General features: G+C 37.7%; 19 protein-coding genes and 1 pseudogene. 11 read left to right on the forward strand and 9 right to left on the reverse strand.

Features of this window, described 5'->3' with window-relative positions; all coding sequences use genetic code 11:
* Positions 1 to 79: 79 nt before the first annotated feature.
* The 5 genes from PMI13_RS19560 to truA form a co-directional block, all read right to left on the reverse strand.
* On the reverse strand, positions 80 to 1,840 hold the full coding sequence (locus PMI13_RS19560) for an ABC transporter ATP-binding protein (protein WP_007847028.1): 1,761 nt from the start codon (positions 1,838 to 1,840) through the stop codon (positions 80 to 82).
* Positions 1,841 to 1,964: 124 nt separating this feature from the next.
* On the reverse strand, positions 1,965 to 2,732 hold the full coding sequence (locus tag PMI13_RS19565) for an alpha/beta hydrolase (RefSeq protein WP_007847030.1): 768 nt from the start codon (positions 2,730 to 2,732) through the stop codon (positions 1,965 to 1,967).
* 77 nt (positions 2,733 to 2,809) lie between these two features.
* On the reverse strand, positions 2,810 to 3,397 hold the full coding sequence (locus PMI13_RS19570) for a Crp/Fnr family transcriptional regulator (protein WP_007847033.1): 588 nt from the start codon (positions 3,395 to 3,397) through the stop codon (positions 2,810 to 2,812).
* A gap of 117 nt (positions 3,398 to 3,514) precedes the next feature.
* Complete coding sequence (locus PMI13_RS19575) at positions 3,515 to 3,856, reverse strand: hypothetical protein (RefSeq protein ID WP_007847034.1); 342 nt, start codon at positions 3,854 to 3,856, stop codon at positions 3,515 to 3,517.
* A gap of 13 nt (positions 3,857 to 3,869) precedes the next feature.
* On the reverse strand, positions 3,870 to 4,670 hold the full coding sequence (gene truA / locus PMI13_RS19580) for a tRNA pseudouridine(38-40) synthase TruA (RefSeq protein WP_007847036.1): 801 nt from the start codon (positions 4,668 to 4,670) through the stop codon (positions 3,870 to 3,872).
* A gap of 48 nt (positions 4,671 to 4,718) precedes the next feature.
* Between truA and lpxK the strand changes: the two genes are divergently transcribed.
* The 6 genes from lpxK (at position 4,719) to PMI13_RS19610 (ending at position 10,267) form a co-directional block, all read left to right on the forward strand.
* Positions 4,719 to 5,744 (forward strand): tetraacyldisaccharide 4'-kinase, encoded by a 1,026-nt coding sequence (lpxK, locus tag PMI13_RS19585; RefSeq protein ID WP_007847041.1) that lies wholly within the window; start codon positions 4,719 to 4,721, stop codon positions 5,742 to 5,744.
* Positions 5,728 to 6,543 (forward strand): purine-nucleoside phosphorylase, encoded by an 816-nt coding sequence (locus PMI13_RS19590; RefSeq protein ID WP_007847043.1) that lies wholly within the window; start codon positions 5,728 to 5,730, stop codon positions 6,541 to 6,543. Before lpxK ends, PMI13_RS19590 begins: the two co-directional genes overlap by 17 nt.
* A gap of 100 nt (positions 6,544 to 6,643) precedes the next feature.
* Positions 6,644 to 7,159, forward strand: a complete 516-nt coding sequence (locus tag PMI13_RS19595) for a TlpA family protein disulfide reductase (RefSeq protein ID WP_007847045.1) — start codon at positions 6,644 to 6,646, stop codon at positions 7,157 to 7,159.
* Positions 7,159 to 7,611 (forward strand): GNAT family N-acetyltransferase, encoded by a 453-nt coding sequence (locus PMI13_RS19600; protein ID WP_007847046.1) that lies wholly within the window; start codon positions 7,159 to 7,161, stop codon positions 7,609 to 7,611. The genes PMI13_RS19595 and PMI13_RS19600 overlap by 1 nt, the downstream gene beginning before the upstream one ends.
* A gap of 43 nt (positions 7,612 to 7,654) precedes the next feature.
* Entirely contained in the window at positions 7,655 to 8,749 is a 1,095-nt protein-coding gene (gene dinB, locus PMI13_RS19605) for a DNA polymerase IV (protein ID WP_007847047.1), read from the forward strand.
* Between the two features lie 45 nt (positions 8,750 to 8,794).
* A complete protein-coding gene (locus tag PMI13_RS19610) occupies positions 8,795 to 10,267 on the forward strand; it encodes an alpha-amylase (RefSeq protein WP_007847048.1) in 1,473 nt (490 codons plus the stop codon).
* 55 nt (positions 10,268 to 10,322) lie between these two features.
* Here PMI13_RS19610 and PMI13_RS19615 read toward each other — a convergent pair whose 3' ends face one another.
* Both PMI13_RS19615 and PMI13_RS19620 read right to left on the reverse strand, forming a co-directional pair.
* A complete protein-coding gene (locus PMI13_RS19615) occupies positions 10,323 to 11,663 on the reverse strand; it encodes a carboxylesterase family protein (protein WP_007847049.1) in 1,341 nt (446 codons plus the stop codon).
* Positions 11,664 to 11,838: 175 nt separating this feature from the next.
* On the reverse strand, positions 11,839 to 12,741 hold the full coding sequence (locus tag PMI13_RS19620) for a helix-turn-helix domain-containing protein (RefSeq protein ID WP_007847050.1): 903 nt from the start codon (positions 12,739 to 12,741) through the stop codon (positions 11,839 to 11,841).
* 132 nt (positions 12,742 to 12,873) lie between these two features.
* On the opposite strand from PMI13_RS19620, the gene PMI13_RS19625 reads away from it, so the two are divergent.
* Positions 12,874 to 13,281 carry a cupin domain-containing protein gene (locus PMI13_RS19625; RefSeq protein WP_007847051.1) on the forward strand — a complete coding sequence of 136 codons (408 nt, stop codon included), beginning with the start codon at positions 12,874 to 12,876 and terminating at the stop codon, positions 13,279 to 13,281.
* A gap of 18 nt (positions 13,282 to 13,299) precedes the next feature.
* On the forward strand, positions 13,300 to 14,352 hold the full coding sequence (locus PMI13_RS19630; RefSeq protein WP_007847052.1) for an NAD(P)-dependent alcohol dehydrogenase: 1,053 nt from the start codon (positions 13,300 to 13,302) through the stop codon (positions 14,350 to 14,352).
* A 209-nt stretch (positions 14,353 to 14,561) separates the two neighbouring features.
* On the opposite strand, the gene PMI13_RS19635 is transcribed toward PMI13_RS19630, so the two are convergent.
* Entirely contained in the window at positions 14,562 to 14,924 is a 363-nt protein-coding gene (locus tag PMI13_RS19635; RefSeq protein ID WP_007847053.1) for a winged helix-turn-helix transcriptional regulator, read from the reverse strand.
* A gap of 80 nt (positions 14,925 to 15,004) precedes the next feature.
* Between PMI13_RS19635 and PMI13_RS19640 the strand changes: the two genes are divergently transcribed.
* A complete protein-coding gene (locus PMI13_RS19640; protein ID WP_007847058.1) occupies positions 15,005 to 15,883 on the forward strand; it encodes an NmrA family NAD(P)-binding protein in 879 nt (292 codons plus the stop codon).
* Positions 15,884 to 15,970: 87 nt separating this feature from the next.
* On the opposite strand, the gene PMI13_RS19645 is transcribed toward PMI13_RS19640, so the two are convergent.
* The gene (locus PMI13_RS19645) at positions 15,971 to 17,254 is read right to left on the reverse strand and encodes an alkaline phosphatase family protein (RefSeq protein ID WP_007847060.1); all 1,284 of its coding nucleotides are present in this window, start codon (positions 17,252 to 17,254) and stop codon (positions 15,971 to 15,973) included.
* A 437-nt stretch (positions 17,255 to 17,691) separates the two neighbouring features.
* Here PMI13_RS19645 and PMI13_RS19650 point away from each other — a divergent pair, with 437 nt between their 5' ends.
* Together PMI13_RS19650 and PMI13_RS19655 are read left to right on the forward strand one after the other, a co-directional pair.
* Positions 17,692 to 19,314, forward strand: a complete 1,623-nt coding sequence (locus PMI13_RS19650) for a T9SS type A sorting domain-containing protein (protein ID WP_007847062.1) — start codon at positions 17,692 to 17,694, stop codon at positions 19,312 to 19,314.
* Between the two features lie 8 nt (positions 19,315 to 19,322).
* Positions 19,323 to 21,119 (forward strand): annotated as a pseudogene (locus PMI13_RS19655) (hypothetical protein); the annotation flags it as partial.

Genomic DNA, 21,119 nt, shown 5'->3' on the forward strand with positions numbered 1-21,119 from the left:
AACTACAAATTTTGAGACAGAAAAAAGACTGCCCCTTTTGAGACAGCCTCTTTTTATTGATAATAATTTACTATTTTAGTTAAGAATTCCGGCTTTCCTCCTCCATTTCCACTTCATGTCTCAGCTGCGCTTTATAAAGGGTCGCGTAATATCCGTTTTTATCCAGAAGTTCCAGATGCCTGCCTTCTTCAACAATTTTACCATGTTCCATGACGATAATCTTATCCGCTTTTTCAATCGTTGACAACCTGTGTGCAATAATAATCGAGGTTCTGTTTTTAGTGATTTTCTCTGTAGCTCTCTGGATCAGCTTTTCACTTTCATGGTCGATAGAAGATGTTGCCTCATCCAGAATCAGGATTTTAGGATCAGATAAATAAGCTCTTAAGAAAGATAATAACTGGCGCTGTCCTAAAGAAATGGAAGATCCCCTTTCGCTTACCACATAGTCATAACCACCCGGAAGCTGTTCGATAAACTGGTCCACTTCAATTTCTTTCGCACCTGCTTTTATTGTGTCCAGGGTAATCGTTTCGTCACCAAAAGCCAGGTTTTCAAAAATACTTCCATGGAATAAGAAAACATCCTGCAACACCACTCCGATATGACTTCTCAAATTATACAATTCATAATCTTTCAAATCTGTATCATCTACTAATATTTTGCCGGAATTAATATCATAAAGCCTTGTAATCAGACTGATAATAGTAGATTTCCCTGCACCTGTCGCACCAACGATCGCTACTGTTTCCCCGGGATTTACTTTAAAATCAATTCCCTTTAAAACTTCCTGTTTATCATCATAAGCAAAACGTACATTCTCAAACTCGATTTTTCCATCGAAATGGTCTTTTTTTATTGTTCCGGTATTCGGCATTGAATTTTCTTCATCCATCAATCCCAATACTCTTTCTGCCCCTACAATTCCCCGCTGGATATTGTTAAAACGGTCTGCAATCTGCCTCAAAGGACGGATCAGCATTGAAATATATTGGATAAATGCAATCACAACTCCGGCACTGATCGTAATATATCCACCATAAAACAGGATAAATCCTATAAAAAGAGAAGAAATGAGCTCAACAACAGGAAAGAATAACGAGAAGATGAAAACCGTTCTCAATAATGCTCCTTTCAGCGTTATATTAATATCATCGAATTTTTTAAATTCAGCCCCCTGCCTGTTAAACACCTGTATAATCGGCATCCCTGCAAGCCTCTCCTGAACAAATGAGTTTTGATTGGCCGTCCATGTTCTTTCATCACCAAAAGCTTTTTTAAGCCTTTTCTGAAAAAAACGGGTAATCACCACCATTAAAGGTAAAATAGCCAGTGTGATATAGCTTAAATGTACATTGGTACTGAACATCATCACCAATACAAATACAATCCTCAGAATGTCACCGAAAACCATGAGGAATCCGTCTGTATATACCGTTGCAATGGTTTCCACATCTCCTACGGCACGGGTCACCAGCTGCCCGATAGGTGTTTTATCAAAAAAAGAAGTTCTGAAGTAAATCAGCTTATCATATAATCTCTCCCTTATATCCCTGATGACATTCTGGGAAATATAGTTGGAAAAATAAACTAAAAAAAAGTTTAAAACAGTTTCGGCAACCACCAATCCTACCAGGATATAGATATGCTTCATCATTAAAGCCTTATCATGCAGTTTCGTGATATCATTATCTACAACCTCCATGGTAAGATAAGGCCTGTAAGTAGAAACTATTGCCAGTATAACGGAAATTATTAAAGTAAGGATAAACCAAGAACGAAACTTCATTCCAATAAAGAACAGCCTCCTTATAATTTGCCAGGTATCTTGTTTTTTCATTGTACGACTTGAAGAAAAGAATTAAAATAAAATTCTTTGCAAAAATAGGACTTTATAATTTGAAAGTCTGAATATCTTGAATAGAAAATTTCACATACCTGTCATTTAAAATATGAATATTTCTCTAGTTTCTTTTTAACCAGCCTAAAATATATTCCGCTACTTCTTCCCAGCCTTTTTCACCGCAGATAAAGTGGCTTCTTCCTTCAAACTCCTTAAAATCAACAATGCTGTTTTTATCATGGTAAGAGCCTGCAATCTTTCTTGAAAATTTCGCCGGAAATATCTTGTCATTGGACCCGGCAATAAATAATAGCGGCTGATGAGGTTTTTTTAAATCTAATTTTGCAGAAGATTTAAACAGGGGATCTCTTGCTAATTTTCTGCTTTCAGGAGCTGCGACGGTTTCATATAATCTATCACTTTCCTCTCTGGAATAATTATTGAAGAAGGCACGGTGATACCAGTCTTTAGTTCCCAGATAAGGGCTGTTCCCCTTAAAAAAATTGACTACCGGCCATACTATTTTTACTGTAGAAAAAGGGGCCATTACATTTTTTGGTGGAGCACCGTCAATACTCACTCCCGCAACGGCTTTATCCATATCAATCAGCTTCTGTACCATCAGGCCTCCGAATGAATGCCCGATAACGATCGGTTTCTCAGGAAGGGTATCAATAAATTTCACAAGATTCTCAACTGTATCATCAAAGCCTACATTTCTTAATTCAGACGGGATATTGGCTTTCAATTGTACAGGATCTCCGGCATGTCCGGGATTTGAAGGGGTGTGAACTGTATAGCCCTGTGCTTCAAAATAAGTTTTCCATTCTTTCCAGCTTGTATTGTTTACAAATAATCCATGAATCAATACGATAGTTTTTGTTTTCATAACTTTTATTGTTTTAAATTCTGAAACAAAGTTGCGGAGATAAAACGAGGATTATTTTAACCTCGGTTAAAATCGTATTACTTCCCTGAAATTCTTTTTCTTATCCTGCTCAGTGACGGCCCCTGAATTCCCAGATAGGAAGAAATATGATACAAAGGAACATTATTAAAAATATCCGGATGCTGCCTGACAAGGTCTAAATACCGTTCCTCAGGAGATTTCAGCAAAAAACCTTCTATTCTTGTCATCGTTACATTAAAAGCTTCCTGTGCCAATAATCTTCCGAATTTCTCCCACCGGTGCGATTGCTGATACAGCGCAAGCAAATCTGTATACCTGATATAAATAATCCCGGCATCAGTGAGTGCCTGGGTATGGTAATCACATGGAATCTGATTGATAAAACTCTTGAAAGAAACCACAAAACCATTGGCAGAATAAAGGAAAACATTTTTTTCTTCTCCTGTTTTTTCATCAATTGTATAAGAGCGGAATACCCCTTCTACAATAAATCCGAAATATGTACAAACTGTTCCGCGAAGATTGTAAAATTCTCCTTTTTTATAAAGTTTAGGCAACCAGAATTCTGAAGACAGTTTAAAGTCATCTTCCGTAAGACCTGCAAAATGATTCAGGGCATAAGCGAGCTTTTCAATTTCATCCATGGCTGTTTTTATTTGAATTTCGGTGGTTTCGGGAGCCCCAGCCACCTTTGTCAGGACTTTTCAGACTATTGATTGATAAGCTTTCGGTGGCTGAGGCTCTCGAAGCCACCGTTCTTATTATTTTTCACGAACACCTATCTCTTCAATTTCCAACGACGGTTTCTGTAGATTTTCCTTTTCAAACCTCCGTTCCAGAAATTTATAAATCCCCCAGACAACAGCAATAGAAATCAGCCAGCCGACAAGGTTTACAAACGTAAATGTACTATTGCTCGTCGTATCCAAAGAACCGGGGTTCATGATCTCTTTAAATAATCCGAAACAGAGCCCGAATGCAAACTGGGCACCCAGGTAAATAGCAATAGCAAGAAGCCCGAAATGCCATTTCGTTTTACCAAATTTTTCAGCAAGTCCTGCATAATACCTGTAGGCTCCTACAAGAATAATAATTGATATCATTTGTTATTAGTTTTTAATTATTTTTAAATTCGTATCCTACATCCACCAGGGACAATCCATGTGCAGGTGCGGAAGTTCCCGCCGAATTACGGTTTTTGTTTTCAATCACTTTCCGTAAATCTTCAGGCTTTATTTTACCGGCCCCCACTTCCACCATGGTTCCTACCATTGCTCTTACCATATTTCGGAGAAAACGATTAGCTGAAACTGTAAATTTCAGTTCGCTCCCCTCCTGCTCCCATTCTGCTTTATATATTTTACAAAGATTCGTTTTATTATCGGTATGCAATTTTGCAAAACTTGTAAAATCTTCATATTCAAATAAAATCTTACAGGCTTCGTTCATCACTTTAATATCCAGCGGCCTTCGCCAGTGTTGCCATGCAGAATCCCGGGTAAAAGGATTTTTTTCCAAAGAAATATAATATTCATACGTTCTGAAAGTTGCATCAAAACGCGCATGAAAATCATCTTTCACCTGAAAAATCCTTTTAACGGAAATATCCGGTGGCAGAAAACTGTTCAGCCTGTGTGGAAGCTGGTCACTTAAAATCTGCTCTGTATCAAAATGAGCAAACATTTTCTTAGCATGCACACCCGTATCCGTTCTTCCGGCCCCTGTTGTTTTAATCTCTTCCCTTAAAATAGTGGAGAGCGCTTTTTCCAGTTCTTCCTGTACGGAAATGGCATCCGGCTGAATCTGATAACCGAAATAATTTTTACCGTTGTAAGAAAATTCAATAAAATACCTCAATGTAATAATATAACTCCACAAAAATACTTTAATTTCATGAAATATTTGTTGAAAACTCATTCGGAATATTGAAGTAATCCTTCTGAAAATTCCTATTTTTGCAAACGTATGAAAAGATGGTACCTTTATCCTTTTTCCCTTGGTTATCATTTGGTAACGGGTATCCGAAACACAATGTATGATCTGGGAATTTTTAAATCTACAAAATTCAAGACTCCGATAATTAATGTCGGCAACCTGTCTGTGGGCGGAAGCGGGAAATCACCAATGGTGATGTATCTTGCCCAATACCTGTCTAAACATTACAGAACGGGTGTACTTTCACGTGGTTACGGAAGACTCACAAAAGGCTATGAAGTAACGAATTACGACAGCAACTATAAGACTGTGGGTGATGAAGCAATGCAGTTATTTGAACGCTTCAAAAACCGTTTTGTGATTGCCGTTTCAGAAGAAAGAGTTCCCGGAGCAAAAAAAGTCATTGATGATATGGATCTGGATGTACTGGTATTGGATGATGCCATGCAGCACAGAGCCATTAAAGCAGGATTCAATATTCTGATGACCGATTTTAATGATCCCTTTTTTAAAGATCATCTTCTTCCGGCAGGTGATTTAAGAGAATCCAGAGCAGGTTCCAGAAGAGCTGATGTCGTTATGGTAAGCAAATGCCCGGATGAATTAACGGAAGAAACCAAGCAGTATTATATTTCCAGAATCAGGCCGGACCGCTACCAGAAAGTATTCTTTTCATCTATCGGCTATGACGAAAATGTATACGGAAAAGAGAAAATGCTTCCCGACAACAACCTGAATTATTATGACATCCTGCTGATCACAGGAATCGCAAACCCTAAACCTCTACTGGAGCATCTTGCCAAATTTTCCCAGCGAGTAAAACATTTAAAATTCAGGGATCACCACAACTTTTCTGACGACGATATTAAGAAGATCGTTGCCGAATATAAAAAGCTGGGTGAATATAAATTAATCTTAACAACCGAGAAAGATTATGTACGTTTGAAAACCTTTGACTATCTTAGAGATATTGTTTACTATTGGCCTATCAATGTAATCATCGATAAGAAGGAAGAATTCAACCAAATCATTCTCGATTATGTTAGAAAAAATTAAAGGAACAGCCCAGTTCATCAGGAATATCATTCAGGAGACCCCTGATTTTGCTATTGTTTTAGGATCAGGATTAGGAAAACTGCAGAACGAAGTAAAGCCTATTCATGTTTTAGAATACAAAGATATTCCCGACTTTCCGCAGACTACTGTAGCCGGACACAGCGGAAAACTGATCTATGGAATCCTGGAAGGTAAAAAAGTATTGATGATGAGTGGCCGTTTTCATTACTACGAAGGCCATTCTATGGAAACAGTGACTTTCCCGGTCAGGGTTTTTCATTTACTGGGAATTAAGAGCCTTATTCTTTCCAATGCCTGTGGCGGTGTAAATCCTGCTTACCATGTTGCCGATATCGTGATTCTAAAAGACCACATCAATATGATGCCTGAACATCCGCTTCGAGGCAGGAATATTGATTCTTTCGGCCCCCGCTTTGTTGATATGAGCGAACCTTATAACAAAAAAATGATCGCTGTAGCAGAAGAGTCTGCAAAGCAAAATAACATTAAAATCCATCAGGGTGTCTATGTTGCTTTACAGGGCCCCACTTTTGAGACCCCTGCAGAATACGGAATGATAAAAGCAATCGGCGGAGATATGGTCGGAATGAGCACCGTTCCGGAAGTGATCGTTGCCAGACATATGAAAATGAATGTTTTCTGCATTTCCATTATTACAGATCTTGGCGGTCCTGACATTGCATTCTCCGTTTCCCATGAAGAAGTTTTGAATGCTGCCGATAAAGCCATGCCTAATGTAATCACGGTAGTAAAAGGCCTGGTGAAAAACTACCGGTAGATCATAGAATTTTTCAATCTCATAAATTTTTCCTAATTAATAAAAAACCAATCCCAGATTGCATTTCATTGTTTAGATTTGCATTAAAATGAAATTGGATATGAAAAAATTTTTGTTATTATCAATGATAGGAATTTTCGGATTAAGCTATTCTCAACAGGCTCCAAAAGTTCTTAAAACCAGCTTTTCAAAAGAAGCACTAAACCAGAAACTGGAAAATGAAGAAGGAAAAAGCACATCTATACAGGAAATTCTTGATCAGCATAAAGGAAAAATATTAGTGATTGATTTCTGGGCCGGATGGTGCAGAGACTGCCTGAAAGCACTTCCAAAAGCGGAGGAACTGGAAAGAAATAACCCGAAAGTAGATTTTGTATTCCTTTCACTGGAAAGATCAAAAGAAGGTTTTGATAAAAGCCTTGACCGGTTCAACATGAAAGATAAAGATAACTACTGGTTTGCCTCCGGATGGGAAAATGATTTCAATAATTATATCGATCTGAACTGGATCCCGAGATATATGGTGATTGATCAAAAGTCAGTCATCGCAAAATACTATGCTATTTCACCGGAAGATCCGGAAATCCAGCAAACCATAGATAACCTTTTACAATAATGACAACAAGAGAGGCTACAGAACAGGACTTAAATACCCTCTTAGAGTTTGAGCAGGGAATTGTCACGACGGAAAGGCCGTTCAACATTACACTTATCGACGGGGAAATTCATTATTATGATCTGCTTCATTTAATACAATCTCCTGATGCCTCAGTCATAGTCGCAGTAGAAAATAATGAGATTGTGGGCTCAGGCTATGCCCTGATCAAACAGACGGAAAAAGATTATTATAATTTTAATAGCTTTGCCTACCTCGGCTTTATGTACGTAAAACCGGAATACAGAGGTCGGGGAATCAATAAACTGGTTCTTGATGAGCTGATCAGATGGGCCCGGTCCAGGGGCATTTCTGAAATCAGACTGGATGTCTACGATCAGAACGAAGCTGCTGTAAAAGCTTATGAAAAAGCCGGTTTTGAACCACTTCTTCTGACAATGAGACTTAAATAATAAACAGATTATTTCAAAATAAATGAATCCATATCTTTGTGATATGGATTTTTCTTTTCCCATCCGCAAAATTATTCATGTCGATATGGATGCATTCTATGCTTCTGTAGAGCAACATGATAATCCTGCATTAAAAGGAAAAGCGATTGCTGTAGGAGGAGAACACCGTGGCGTTGTTTCGGCAGCAAGTTATGAGGCAAGGAAATATGGAGTACGGTCTGCAATGCCCAGCAAAACAGCCAAAGAAAAATGTCCGCATCTGATCTTTGTTCCCCCTCATTTTGCACGCTACAAAGAAATCTCAAGAAAAATCCGGGAGATCTTCTATGAGTATACCGATCTTGTGGAGCCCCTGTCCCTGGATGAAGCCTATCTTGATGTTACCGAAAACAAAAAGGAAATAGAATCTGCCAACCAGATCGCACGGGAAATACGTCAGAAAATTTTTGAACAAACCGGGCTCACTGCCTCTGCAGGAATCTCTGTGAATAAATTTCTGGCTAAAGTAGCTTCAGACATTAATAAGCCCAACGGGCAGAAAACCATTCATCCCGACAAAATCGAAAACTTTCTCGAAGAACTTCCTGTTGAAAAATTTTACGGAGTAGGAAGAGTTACCGCAAATAAAATGTTTACTTTAGGAATCTTTAAAGGAAAAGATTTAAAGAAAAAGACTTTACAGGAGCTTGTTTCCCTGTTTGGAAAATCAGGCAGCTATTATTACAATGTTGTACGGGGCATTCATAATTCTGAAGTGAAGCCTCACAGAATTCAGAAAAGTGTGGCTGTGGAGCGTACATTTTTTGAAGACCTTTTTGATGAACAGCAGATCAATGAGAAACTGGAAAGCCTTAGCGCAGAACTTCATCAGAGATTGCAAAAAAATAATATTCTCGGAAGAGCACTCACTTTAAAGATCAAGTATAAAGATTTCTCGCTCTTTACAAGAAGCATTACTAAAGAAGAATATTTTACCTCAGCTGAAGAATATTTCGGGATCTCAAAAAAACTCTGGGAACTTCGTCCATTTGACAAGCCGGTTCGTTTATTAGGCTTATCACTCTCTCACCTCAATACAGAAGAAAAAAAGCAGGTTTCAGTTCAACTAAAAATACCGTTTAAAGAATTCGAAAATTAACAATTAAAATTTTTCACTAAATTGTAGTAACCAAACTCACAATTTATGAACCCAACGATGATTCAGTTTTTCCATTGGTATTCTGAAGGAGATGGAAAATTATGGAAAGAAGCCGAAAAACAGGCAAAATATTTAGCGAAACATGGTATTACATCAGTATGGTTTCCTCCGGCTTACAAAGGAACAAGCGGTGGCTATTCAACGGGATATGATGCTTATGATCTTTTTGACCTGGGAGAGTTTGACCAGAAAGGTAGTATCCCAACCAAGTATGGTTCAAAAAATGATTATATAGAAGCTATTCACGCTTTAAAAAAACAGAATATCCAGGTTATTGTCGACATTGTTTTAGGGCATAAAGCAGGTGGTGATGAATTAGAAACGGTAAAGGCAGTCAAAGTAGATGAAAATAACCGTGAAAAAGTTATCTCAGATGTTATTGAAATACAATCCTATACTAAATTTACTTTTCCAGGAAGAAACAAAAAATATTCGGATTTTGAATGGAATGCCACTTGTTTCAGTGGTGTGGATTATGCTGAGGGAATGGATTCCCATATTTTTAAAATCCAGTCTGAATATGGAAATGATTGGGAAAAAATGATCGATGATGAAAAAGGAAACTATGATTATCTGATGTATAATGACATTGAGCATCGTAATCCCTTCGTACGTGAGGAGCTTAATAACTGGGCAAAATGGTATTTTGATCAGACTGATTTTGATGGAGTAAGGTTAGATGCCTTAAAACATATTTCTTTTGATTTTTACAAAGAATGGCTCACACTGCTCCGTTCCAATTCAGGGAAAAATATATTCGCTGTTGGAGAATATTGGGCTCCCGGATATTTAAATTTACTCCAGAAATATATTGAAGTAACAGAAGGGTGCATGAGTTTGTTTGACAGCTCTCTGCAAAATAATTTCTATAACGCTTCAAAAGAAGGAGGATCTTATGATTTGAGAAGGATTTTTGATGAAACCCTAACTCAGGCTGATCCTCTTCATTCTGTAACCTTAGTTGATAATCATGATACCCAACCCTTACAGGATCTTGAAGCTCCTGTTGAAGAATGGTTCAAGCCGATTGCCTATGCTTTAATTCTACTAAGGGAAGATGGTTATCCCTGTATATTCTATCCGGATCTGTTTGGAGCACATTACGTAGATAAGGACAGGGAAGGGAATGACCAGGAAATCTTTCTGAATAAAGTAGATGGAATTGAGGAACTATTGAAAGCCCGTAAAGATTATGCCTATGGAATCCAAAGGGATTATTTTGAAGATGCCAATTGCCTTGGCTGGGTACGGGAAGGAAATGAAAAACACCCGGGCTGTGCCGTAGTTTTAAGCAATAAAGAAGCTTACACCAAACCTATGGAAATGGGTGAAAAATATATTGGACAAAGCTTTTATGATCTTCTTGGAAGATTTGAAGAAAAGGTAATTATAGATGAAAAGGGATGGGGAAATTTCCAGGTTCCTGCAGGAAATGTGAGTGTGTGGATTCCTGAATAAAGACAAATGCAAACGGTATTGATAATTTTATTAGTGTCAATGTGGTTAAATAAAACTAAACTTTTCGGAGCTCTAACAGGTCCGGTATATCGGAATTGTCTGAAATTTTTCCGCTCCGGGCAAATTCAGTCCACAATCTTCTCAGTTTCCGGCCGTTTTCCTGCATGTATTTCCAGGGAATATCTTTCAATAAGCCGGAAGATTTCCATGCAATTTCATTTCCAAAAATCAAAGGCAGATCAAATGCATGAGCTGCTCCGAAAAAATTGTTGATCAGTCGGGAATGAATTTTAAAGATATAGGCATTTCCTCCTGCTACAGCATAGTTTTCAGCAAAAGTTTCAGCCGGCTTACCGTAAATAATATCTGTTGTTACTCGAATAGCTTTATTCAGAATTTTTTTACCGAAGCCCTGATTAAAATATTTATTCCAGGAATCGGAAGCTTTCAGATAAAATGCAGTTTCGTCCTCATTTAAACCAATTAAAAGATCATATTTTTTTGCACTCAGCATCCATTTTTCCATAACTTCATTTTCATTGCATAAAGGTGGAAAACCATATTGCACTCCAAAAGGCATGGCAGCTTTTAATCCGTACCTGAGAAAAGACGGTACAAAATTTTTATAATTTTCAATAATTTCCAGAATATCTGTTTCAGCTGTAAAGTGTTCTGTTTTACTCAAAAATTCAGATGACATTTTTTTCCTTTCATTACGAAGTCCCAAAGGCGCACTGTGGATAATCACTCTATGAAATAAGCCTTCAACCCCCTCGGAGATCATCAGGTGAGCAATGGCATCCCCGCCTGAAGACTGTCCGAAAAGAGTAATATTTTCAGTATCTCCACCGAAACTTTCTATATTAGCTTTAATCCATTTTAGAGCTTCTATAATATCAAACAGTCCTAAATTAGCCGGCCTTTTTTCATTTCCACCCAGAAAACCGAAAATTCCCAAACGATAGGAAACCGAAACCAAAACAATATTTTGTTCTTTTACCCAATCTGTAGGATCAGCAGTCGCCAGATCCCCACATCCTATCTCGTAAGAACCACCATGAATCCATACTATAACCGGTAATTTTTCATCCTGCTCAAAAACATCAGGCCGGTATACCGAAACATATTGCGTTGATTCTTCCACATCAAAAAGATCAAGATCAGTTTTTCCGATCAGTTTATCTAATAATGTGCTTAAATTTTGCGGACAAACCGGGATTTTATCCGGGAAAATAATTTCTGATGCTGAAGGTTGTACGGGCACAGGTTCCTGAAATCTTTCGGAACGGGCATAGCGGATACTTCTGGCTTTGATAATGCCATCTTCTTTTAATGCTAAAATTTTTCCGAAAGGAGCCTGAAAGGTATAAATCCCTACATTTTGCTGTGTCGTCATCTTAAAACAGAAATATATTTTAAATTTAATAATTTTTGTTTTAATTTTTAAACATGAAATGATTGATGCTACGAGTTATTTGAAAGATTAAACACGAGTGGCACCAATTTCCTGCACGGATGGACACAAAATGCTTCTGTTATTTGTGAAAACATTTATGCTATTAGTGCTTAGACTAGTTAAGTGATTTATATTCACTTGGAGAAACTCCGACTTTTGTTTTGAACAGCCTTGTAAAATGCTGCGGATATCTGAAACCAAGATCATAAGAAACTTCGCTGATGGATTTTGCAGGATTAAATATCTGCTCTTTTGCTACATCAATCAGCTTATTATGAATAAATTCCTGGGCAGAAATCCCAAGCTCTTTTTTAATAAGGTCTCCAAAATAATTGGCCGAAAGATTAAGTTGTTCTGCAAAATAATTGACCATCGGAAAACCGATATTTTTAGGTTTATCAGATTTTAAATAATCATCCAGAAGGTTTTCAAATTTTCCGATAACTCCCTGGTTTACATGATCACGGGTAATAAACTGACGGTCATAAAACCGCATACAGTAATTGAGGAATAATTCAACATTATTTACGATTAAAGACTTGCTGTGCTTATCGATAGCCTGTTCCAGTTCAAGCTTTATATTTTTAAAGCACTCGAGGATAATCTCCCTTTCTTTTTCTGAAAGATGCAGAGCTTCATGCACATCATAAGAAAAGAAAGTATAATCTTTAATATTTTTACCCAGATTCGTACCTTTTATTAAATCGGGATGAAATATCAGAGCATATCCTCCCGGCTGTATATAAGCTCCGTCATTACTCATTCCATAAACCTGCCCGGGCGCTATAAAAACCAGTGTCCCTTCCTGGTAATCATAATTATTCTTACCATAGTACATATCTCCGCACATAACATCTTTGAGAAATACAGTATAAAAACCATAAGTCCTTCTGTACTGTGAAATGGGATCAGACTTGGAAAAATCAATGATACTGACCAAAGGGTGCAAAGTTTCATGATTCATCATTTTATTATAATCTGAAACACTGCTGATGATTTCAACATCTTGATTTTCCATAGAATACCTTTTTAATCTTAATCAAAATTACCACTTTCTATTTTACTTTTCCACAATGTCTGTAAAATTGGTAAATGTTTCTGTAATCTGTATAAGTGCCATTTATTTAAAAGTATCGACTTTTGCATTGTTATGGAAACATTCGAAAATAAAAACATTTTTCCCAAAGGAGAAAAAGCACCTTCCAAATATTTTTCGGGCGGAACTGCTTGGGTACAGATTTTAAAACCCAACGAAGACGAACTGAACTGCCAGATCGGAAACGTAATTTTTGAAGCCGGCTGCAGAAATAACTGGCATTCCCACGGTGGCGGGCAGATCTTAATCGTAACTTCAGGAACCGGATATTATCAGGAAAAAGGAAAGCTTGTGCAAATTTTAAAATCCGGAGATGTAGTGAATATTCTTCCTAATGTTATTCATTGGCATGGTGCAAGCGCGGACAGTGAATTCACTCATATGGCCATCAACCCTAACACTCAGAAAGGTATTGTGGAATGGCTGGAACCGGTAACTGATGATGAATACAAAAACTTATAAACTTAAATTAAAAATCAAATGGACACATTTACAGTAAAAGCTTATGGAGCCGAGTCTACGACTGCAGACTTAAAAGAAATGAATATTGAAAGAAGAGATACAACACCTAATGATGTAGAAATTGAAATTCTATATTGCGGTGTTTGCCACTCTGACCTTCATACCGCAAGAAATGACTGGGGCGGAACTGTCTACCCTGCAGTTCCCGGACACGAAATTGTAGGAAGAATTACGAAAGTAGGCAGTGACGTTTCTAAATTTAAAGTAGGAGATTTAGCAGGTGTTGGTTGTATTGTAGATTCCTGCGGACATTGTGACAGCTGTAAACATGACCTGGAACAGTATTGCCTCAATGGATTTACAGGAACGTATAACGGTAAGGACAAGCATCTGGGTGGACATACTTTTGGCGGCTATTCTCAAAAAGTGGTTGTAGATTCCAATCATGTTTTAAAAGTACCTGAAAATCTGGACCCGGCGGCAGTAGCTCCCCTACTTTGCGCAGGAATCACTACATGGTCTCCATTGAGACACTGGAACGTAGGCCCGGATTCTAAAGTTGCTGTTGTTGGTTTAGGTGGATTGGGTCATATGGCCATTAAACTGGCTAAGGGATTAGGGGCTGAAGTGACTTTATTCTCCAGAACTCCGGGGAAAACTGAAGATGCAAAGCAATTAGGAGCAGATCATGTGATTATCTCTACAGATGATGCACAAATGGAATCTGTAAAAGGAAAATTCGATGTCATCATTGATACTGTACCTTATGTGCATGATGTAAATCCTTATGTTGCCACTTTAAATATCAACGGAACTCATGTTTTAGTTGGGTATCTGGGTGGTTTGGAACCTATTCTAAACACAGTTCCTATGATTATGGGAAGAAAATCTGTAGCAGGTTCTGTTATTGGTGGTATTGCTGAAACCCAGGAACTATTAGACTTCTGTGGTGAGCACAATATCGTTTCGGAGATTGAAATGATCAAAATGCAGGAAATCAATGAAGCATATGAAAGAATGCTGAAAAGTGATGTAAGATACCGTTTTGTGATTGATATGCAATCTTTGTAAAATCTTTATATATTCTAGCGAAAGAGACTGCCTGAAAAGGTGGTCTCTTTTTGGTTAAAAATTTAAGGTTGTGAGTCTGAATTTTTTTAAATCGCAAAGGAAGACAAAGATAATGACTGGGAGGTCTTTTTAAAGAAAAACAAAGACATTTCATTTAAGAAAGAAATGCTATTTTAAAGCTCTTTTCCTCTAATTAAATGTTATTTCTCTTATTTATAATTTCCTTTCATATCCTCAAAGGCCCATTCTGCCATTTGATGGATAACGGGAATTAAGCCTTTACCGGATGTACTTAATTCATAAGTAACATGTGGTGGAACGACAGGTTTTGCTGTTCTGATAATCAGTCCGTCGGCTTCCAGTTGTTTTAAGTGCTGGATCAGCATTTTCTCCGTCACCGCCGGAATCGCTCTTTTAAGCTCACTATATCTCCTGTCTCCACTGGAAAGATGGTATAAGATAATCGGCTTCCAGAAACCACCAATTTTTTCCATTACATAGGTGACCGGGCAGAGATCCAGTGCATATTTTTTGTTCTGTTGAATGGTTGAACTTTCTTTAATTGCTGTCATAATACATACTTTAGGGTAAGTACTTGTATAAAAGTAAGTACAAATATAACTTTGTCAACGGAAATAAAAAAATATTTATTATGAAAATTGTCATTACAGGTTCCCTTGGGAATGTAGCAAAACCATTGGTCCAACAATTAATAACTGAAGGCCATCATATCACTGTAATCAGTAGTAACCAGTCTAAAAAAAGCGATATTGAATCTTTAGGAGCAACACCTGCCATCGGTTCAATTACTGATTTAGATTTTCTGGTAAAAACCTTTGAAGGAGCAGATGCTGTATTCGCAATGACACCTCCTAATATGGGTTTTGAAAACGTTGTTGAAAACACAATTAACGCAGGGAAAAATTATGCCGAAGCAATTAAGAGAACAGGAGTAAAACGTGTTGTGATGTTAAGCAGTATTGGCGTAGAATCTCCGGTTGAAAATGGACCGATTAAAGGTTTACATTTTATAGAGAAAGCATACAATGAATTAGAAAATACATCAGTTACTTTTTTAAGAGCCGGATATTTTTATATCAACTTCTTCAATGATATTCCATTGATTAAAAATGCAGGGATTATAGGGAGCAATTATCCTGAAACCGTAAATGTTCCACTAGTTCATCCTAATGATATTGCAAAAGCTGCTGCTGAAGAACTAGTAAAAAATCAAGCGGATAAAAATATCAGATATATTGTGAGTGACCTCCGTAAAGGTTCTGATTTTGCAAAAGTTTTTGGATCTGCCATTGGCAAACCTGAGTTGTCCTGGGTTGAATTTTCTGATGAAGAATCATTAAACGGAATGCTTCAGGCAGGCCTTCCACAGGAGATTGCAGAATTGTATACGGAAATGGGCCGGGGATTGAGAAACGGTATTGTACAAAAAGATTTTAATGAACATGGAGCATTGGCTAATGGTGAAACAAAACTGGAAGATTTTGCAAAGGAATTTGCTTCCAAGTTTTAATTTCTCTTGATCGCAGAAATCAGAACTGTTGTAACAAGTTTCGGCGCACCTTTGGTGCGCCGAAACTTGTTATTTTCTTTAATTTTATTAATCCTTTTTTTTCAAAATCTCCTTCAAAACTTTCAATTTACCATCAATCGGCTGAGCAATTTTTAATCCTAAAATCTGAGCGACCATTGGATAAACATTTACATTAGAAAATTCATCAATGACGAGATTGTTATTAAATTCGGGACCCCAGGCATAGAAAGTTGCTTTCATCTCAGGAACGAGCCTCGGATTATAGCCATGCTTTCCTATTGAAGTCGTTTTTCCTTTAGGCAAAAATATTTTAGGGGCTTTAGGAATTAGAAGAATCTGGCCTATCCTATTATACTTATCATCTTTAGAGGCAAAATGCAGGTATTTCGGAAGCTTCTTATCCAGATATACTTCGTAGTCATCTGTTTTATTTGCTTTTAAAGCTTTATAAACCGATTTAACTTCAGCAGGATTTTTAACATAAATTCTCAATAAAGTCTGGGAATTATACAAATCAAATTTATCCTTATTTAAAAGCAAAGCAGGAATTTCCAATGGGTTTCCACCATCTATTTTTATCATTCCATGGTCAGAAACAAAGATGAAATTGACATCTTGAAGCCCTAAACTCCTCACTTTATCAGCTAAATCTCCAATGGCTTTGTCAACCAAATGCACTGCATCTTCAGTTTCTTTGGTGTCGGGACCGAAATGGTGCCCGCTTCCATCTACTTCGGGGAAATACAACGAAATAAAATGTGGCCTTTTATCCATTGGCAGCTTCAGCCAGTTAATCACTTTATCCACTTTTTCAGCTGGTGTAAATTTTTCGTGATAAGGATAATAATAAGTAGGCCTTATATCCCCTGCATTACTTGCAGAGCCCACCCACATTAAAGAAGCTGAAATCATCCCCTGTTTTTCGGCCAGTCCCCAAAGCGGAATTCCACCATACCAGCTTCCGTCTTCTGCATTTTTTTTATCACTCATGGCATAGGCTTCCTTCCTCTTATAGTCGTAAAAATAATTATCAATCAAACCATGATGAGAAGGATAAAGCCCGGTGATCAGACTCCAGTGATTGGGAAAAGTAATACTTGGATAACTTGGAATCATTGCCTTTGCCTGAACTCCAAGGTTTGAAAATTTTAAAAGATTCTGAGCATTATATTTCTTAGCATAATCATGCCTAAAACCATCGGCAGAAATCATGATGATGTAAGGTTTAGTCTGAGCTTCAACAGTATTATATCGGTTGGGAATAACGATCTGAGCAGTATCTACGGTTGCTTTCTGAGCAAAAGCCGTAAAAGAGATCAGTAGCAGTAAAAAATGGAGTCTTCGCTTCATTATAAAAATTTTCACAAAGTTACTGCCTGTAGCTCTCAGATGAAAGTTTCGTGGGTTAAAAAATCATTAAAAGCGAATAATTAATGGATCAGAGCTAGATAAAATTAACAATAATGCATAAAAGGTATAAAATTATACTTCAAGCAAAAGCAAGTACACAACAATATTCACAATTAACTGATTTATGTTGACTATACTTTGTAAAAACATTAGCTTTCTTAAAAATATTAATCTTTAACCTGAACATATGATGTATGAAAAAAATTCTATCCGAAATCCTTATATTAAATCTAATGCGACAAGTTTTGTCGCATTGTAGCGTTAGTTTTGCATTGATGAAAAGTTTGTGTTAAATCCTTCATATACATCTTTTTACCGTGAAATAAAATAACTACTTTTGCAGCAAATTAAAAAACAAATAATAACTAAACACAAGTATGAAAAAACTCTACACGGGTGTACTTACAATGTGCACTGTTTTGGGCGTGTCTGCCCAGCAGGTGGTATGGCAAAAAGACATTAAATCCAATACCCAGGATTTCCTGAGCCAGGTAACCACAACAATTGATCAGCAGTATTTAATTACAGGAAGTTCAATTCAGGCAGGTACCCTTCGGGAGCCTCAGGGTACAGGCGGTTCTTCTATCAACTCTAAATCTTCAGCTAACAAACAAAATAACGGCTACGATTTTCATCTGGTGAAACTTGACCAGCAGGGTGAACAGGTTTGGGAAAAATATTTCTCAGGGAAAAACCATGATTTCCTGTCAGCTACGGTGGCTACCCAGGAAGGTGGATTTCTTTTGGCAGGAACTTCATATTCAGGAAAAGGACTGGATAAAAAAGAGGATTCCAAAGGCGGATCTGATATCTGGCTGATCAGAATCAATGAATTCGGGGATGAATTATGGCAGAAAACGATTGGAGGAACTTCTGATGAAGAGGCAAGATCAGTGATCCAGACTACGGATTTGGGATTTTTTGTGGCTGGAAATGTACAAAGTTTCCTTCCCTTCGACTCTGCTGAGGGTAAACTGCCTCAGGGGACAAAAGGTTACGGATCAAAAGATGTTCTGATTGTAAGACTGGATAAAAACGGAAAAGAACTGTCACAACTTGTTTTGGGCGGAAAAGGACTGGATGAAGTTGAAAAAATGATTCCAACGAAAGATGGAGGGGCTTTATTGGGAATGTATTCCAGAAGCAGTGCTACAGGGTCAAAGAAAACCGAAAACTATGGTGAAGGTGATTACTGGATTGTAAAGCTTAATAAAGACGGAAAAGTGGAATGGGAAAAGAATTTCGGTGGACAAGGAGATGATCATTTAAGAACCCTTGCTTTAACCTCCACAGGATACTTAATTGGTGGTGAATCAAGATCGGAAAGATCGGGAAACAAAACCACAGGCATAGAAGAAGGAACAGATCTTTGGCTGATTTCATTAAACGAAAAAGGTGAAGAACTCTGGCAGAAATCCTACAACTTTAAAAACAGGGATGTTCTCATGGGAATGAGTGTTCTGCACAGCTCTGATGATAAATCTTCAAAAGGAATTTTACTTGGAGGTTATACCCAGGCAGAGGGAAGAATAGAGAATGATGATGAAACGTTCTGGATGCTGTACCTGAACCAGGATGGAAATGAAGAATGGAGAAAGCATGTGAAAGGGGAATCGAGAAAAAGAGAGGAAAGACTTTCGGATATTAAATTAAACAGGGATGGTTCCATCATTTTAGCAGGAACCAGTGCTGAGGAACTGGGAAAGGAGAACTGGAAGATCGTGAAACTGGGTGATAAGCAGATTGATCAGTTAATCGAGAAGCAGGATATTAAGATGTACCCGAATCCAGTGTCTGATTATGCTTATGTGGAAATAGGATTTGATTTCAAGGAAGCTGAGATTGTGGTGTATGATATGGGAGGAAGGCAGCTTCAGAGCATTAAAACAAAGAATACGGTGACTAAAATTAATACACAGCCACTTATTCAGGGAGCCTACCTTGTGGTGGTGAAAACAGATACGAATAAAACAGCGAATGCTAAACTTATAAAAAAATAAACACATACATGAATAAATTTATCAATTTACTTTTTAGCTCTGCTGTCATTACAGTTGCGGCGCAGGGAGCAGGGCCACAGGTAACCGGCAGCGATCCCTCCACCTTACCTAAAATACTTCCTTCTTCCCCGGAAGCTTTCAAACTCGGAAGCTATGGAAATATACCCGTAAGTCTTTTTACAGGCACGGCCAATATAAATATTCCCTTGACAAATTATAAAGTTGGAAACCTTAGTCTTCCGGTAGCCCTTAGCTACAGCTCTAATGGCGTAAAAATTGATGACATGAACGGTTCCACCGGACTCGGGTGGAATCTGATTACAGCTGGGGTAATTACAAGGACCATCAGGGATCTTCCCGATGAAGAAAATGCAAACATATCTTTTCCTAACGATATTGAAACCTTAGGGATACGGCATCCTACAGTGATGCAATATTTCCAGGATGCATCCAATGATCTGGTTGATTCGGAGCAGGATCTGTATATGGCCAATTTTAACGGAAACAATATCCGGTTTGTATTTGACAGAAGGGGGATGCCTATAGTCTATTCTCAAAAGGATGTCATCATTGAAGGACAAAGTGGTGGCGGTTCTTTTACCATCACAATGGATGATGGTATTAAATATTACTTCACAGATAAGGAAACCACGGAGAACAGGACTTTAGGTGATGGACAGTCCCTTTTATCGAGCAATACAACAGCGTGGTATCTGACCAAAATTGAAGACCCATCCAATGGAGAACAAATTATTATTGAGAATCAGAATGCAGGATATTCTGCCACATTGAGTAATTCTCAAATGATGAGATATACCTTAGGAGCAGCGCAACCCTCAGTGTGTGGTGGTTCCGCATTTTCTCTCCCACCTATAGTTGGAGGACTGATTAGTCATTTACAGTCTGTGGGTGGAAAACAGGTCAAAAGAATTTACAGCAATAATCCTAATTATGGAGAAATTACGTTTGAATATACTGCCTCCACAGGAAATGAAGATTATCAGAAACTTACCAAAGTCGTCAGAAAACTAAATTCTGTAACCATCAATGATATCAATTTTAACTACACTCTTACCGCTAATAAAAGATTGTTTTTAAACAGTATCAGTGACAATATATCAAAAGCGGTTCATTCTTTTGAATATACCAATCCTGAGGAGCTTCCGGTAAGGCTTTCCTTTGCCAGAGATACGGGAGGTTATTATAATGGAATATCAACCAACACTAATCTTATTCCTCAGCTTTCAATACCATCAGTATCTTACCCCGGTGCAACTCAGGGAGTAGTTCCTACTAAATCACAGGTTGGAATGTTGAGAAAAATAATTTATCCGACCAAAGGGAGCTCTGAATTTTCTTATGAAAATCACACCCAAAAACAGTATAAACTTATTACTCCGGGTCAAAGCAATGGTCTTTCAATAGCAGCTGAAAGTACCGACACTGATGTGACAAACCCGAATATAACAAAATCAGAAACTTTTACTTCCATCAAAGATGAAGAAATTATGCTTGGTGGGTCAGCATCGTTCAATGCTACAAAATGTGATCCCAGCCTACAGGTAACAGGAAAACACAGAGCTGCCGTTAAACTTACAAAACCGAGTGGGGAACTTATTCCATTCTATATTAAAAATCAAGGAGGATCCACCACTGCTATAGGAACCACATTTGTTCTGCCTTTAAATGGGAACACATTTTATGCCCAGATTCCCAAAAACCTGTTACTAAAACTCTCGATTACTACTTCTTTTGAGTGTACAAGATCATCTGTAGCCACTAACTATACGGCGGCTGAAGCCGTT

The organism is Chryseobacterium populi (genome assembly GCF_000282115.1).
Classification (GTDB): Bacteria; Bacteroidota; Bacteroidia; order Flavobacteriales; family Weeksellaceae; genus Chryseobacterium; species Chryseobacterium populi.

Coding starts and splice junctions, on each gene's coding strand:
- PMI13_RS19560 (WP_007847028.1), bottom strand. CDS start 1,840: ATGAAAAAACAAGATACCTGGCAAATTATAAGGAGGCTGTTCTTTATT.
- PMI13_RS19565 (WP_007847030.1), bottom strand. CDS start 2,732: ATGAAAACAAAAACTATCGTATTGATTCATGGATTATTTGTAAACAAT.
- PMI13_RS19570 (WP_007847033.1), bottom strand. CDS start 3,397: ATGGATGAAATTGAAAAGCTCGCTTATGCCCTGAATCATTTTGCAGGT.
- PMI13_RS19575 (WP_007847034.1), bottom strand. CDS start 3,856: ATGATATCAATTATTATTCTTGTAGGAGCCTACAGGTATTATGCAGGA.
- truA (WP_007847036.1), bottom strand. CDS start 4,670: ATGAGTTTTCAACAAATATTTCATGAAATTAAAGTATTTTTGTGGAGT.
- lpxK (WP_007847041.1), top strand. CDS start 4,719: ATGAAAAGATGGTACCTTTATCCTTTTTCCCTTGGTTATCATTTGGTA.
- PMI13_RS19590 (WP_007847043.1), top strand. CDS start 5,728: ATGTTAGAAAAAATTAAAGGAACAGCCCAGTTCATCAGGAATATCATT.
- PMI13_RS19595 (WP_007847045.1), top strand. CDS start 6,644: ATGAAAAAATTTTTGTTATTATCAATGATAGGAATTTTCGGATTAAGC.
- PMI13_RS19600 (WP_007847046.1), top strand. CDS start 7,159: ATGACAACAAGAGAGGCTACAGAACAGGACTTAAATACCCTCTTAGAG.
- dinB (WP_007847047.1), top strand. CDS start 7,655: ATGGATTTTTCTTTTCCCATCCGCAAAATTATTCATGTCGATATGGAT.
- PMI13_RS19610 (WP_007847048.1), top strand. CDS start 8,795: ATGAACCCAACGATGATTCAGTTTTTCCATTGGTATTCTGAAGGAGAT.
- PMI13_RS19615 (WP_007847049.1), bottom strand. CDS start 11,663: ATGACGACACAGCAAAATGTAGGGATTTATACCTTTCAGGCTCCTTTC.
- PMI13_RS19620 (WP_007847050.1), bottom strand. CDS start 12,741: ATGGAAAATCAAGATGTTGAAATCATCAGCAGTGTTTCAGATTATAAT.
- PMI13_RS19625 (WP_007847051.1), top strand. CDS start 12,874: ATGGAAACATTCGAAAATAAAAACATTTTTCCCAAAGGAGAAAAAGCA.
- PMI13_RS19630 (WP_007847052.1), top strand. CDS start 13,300: ATGGACACATTTACAGTAAAAGCTTATGGAGCCGAGTCTACGACTGCA.
- PMI13_RS19635 (WP_007847053.1), bottom strand. CDS start 14,924: ATGACAGCAATTAAAGAAAGTTCAACCATTCAACAGAACAAAAAATAT.
- PMI13_RS19640 (WP_007847058.1), top strand. CDS start 15,005: ATGAAAATTGTCATTACAGGTTCCCTTGGGAATGTAGCAAAACCATTG.
- PMI13_RS19645 (WP_007847060.1), bottom strand. CDS start 17,254: ATGAAGCGAAGACTCCATTTTTTACTGCTACTGATCTCTTTTACGGCT.
- PMI13_RS19650 (WP_007847062.1), top strand. CDS start 17,692: ATGAAAAAACTCTACACGGGTGTACTTACAATGTGCACTGTTTTGGGC.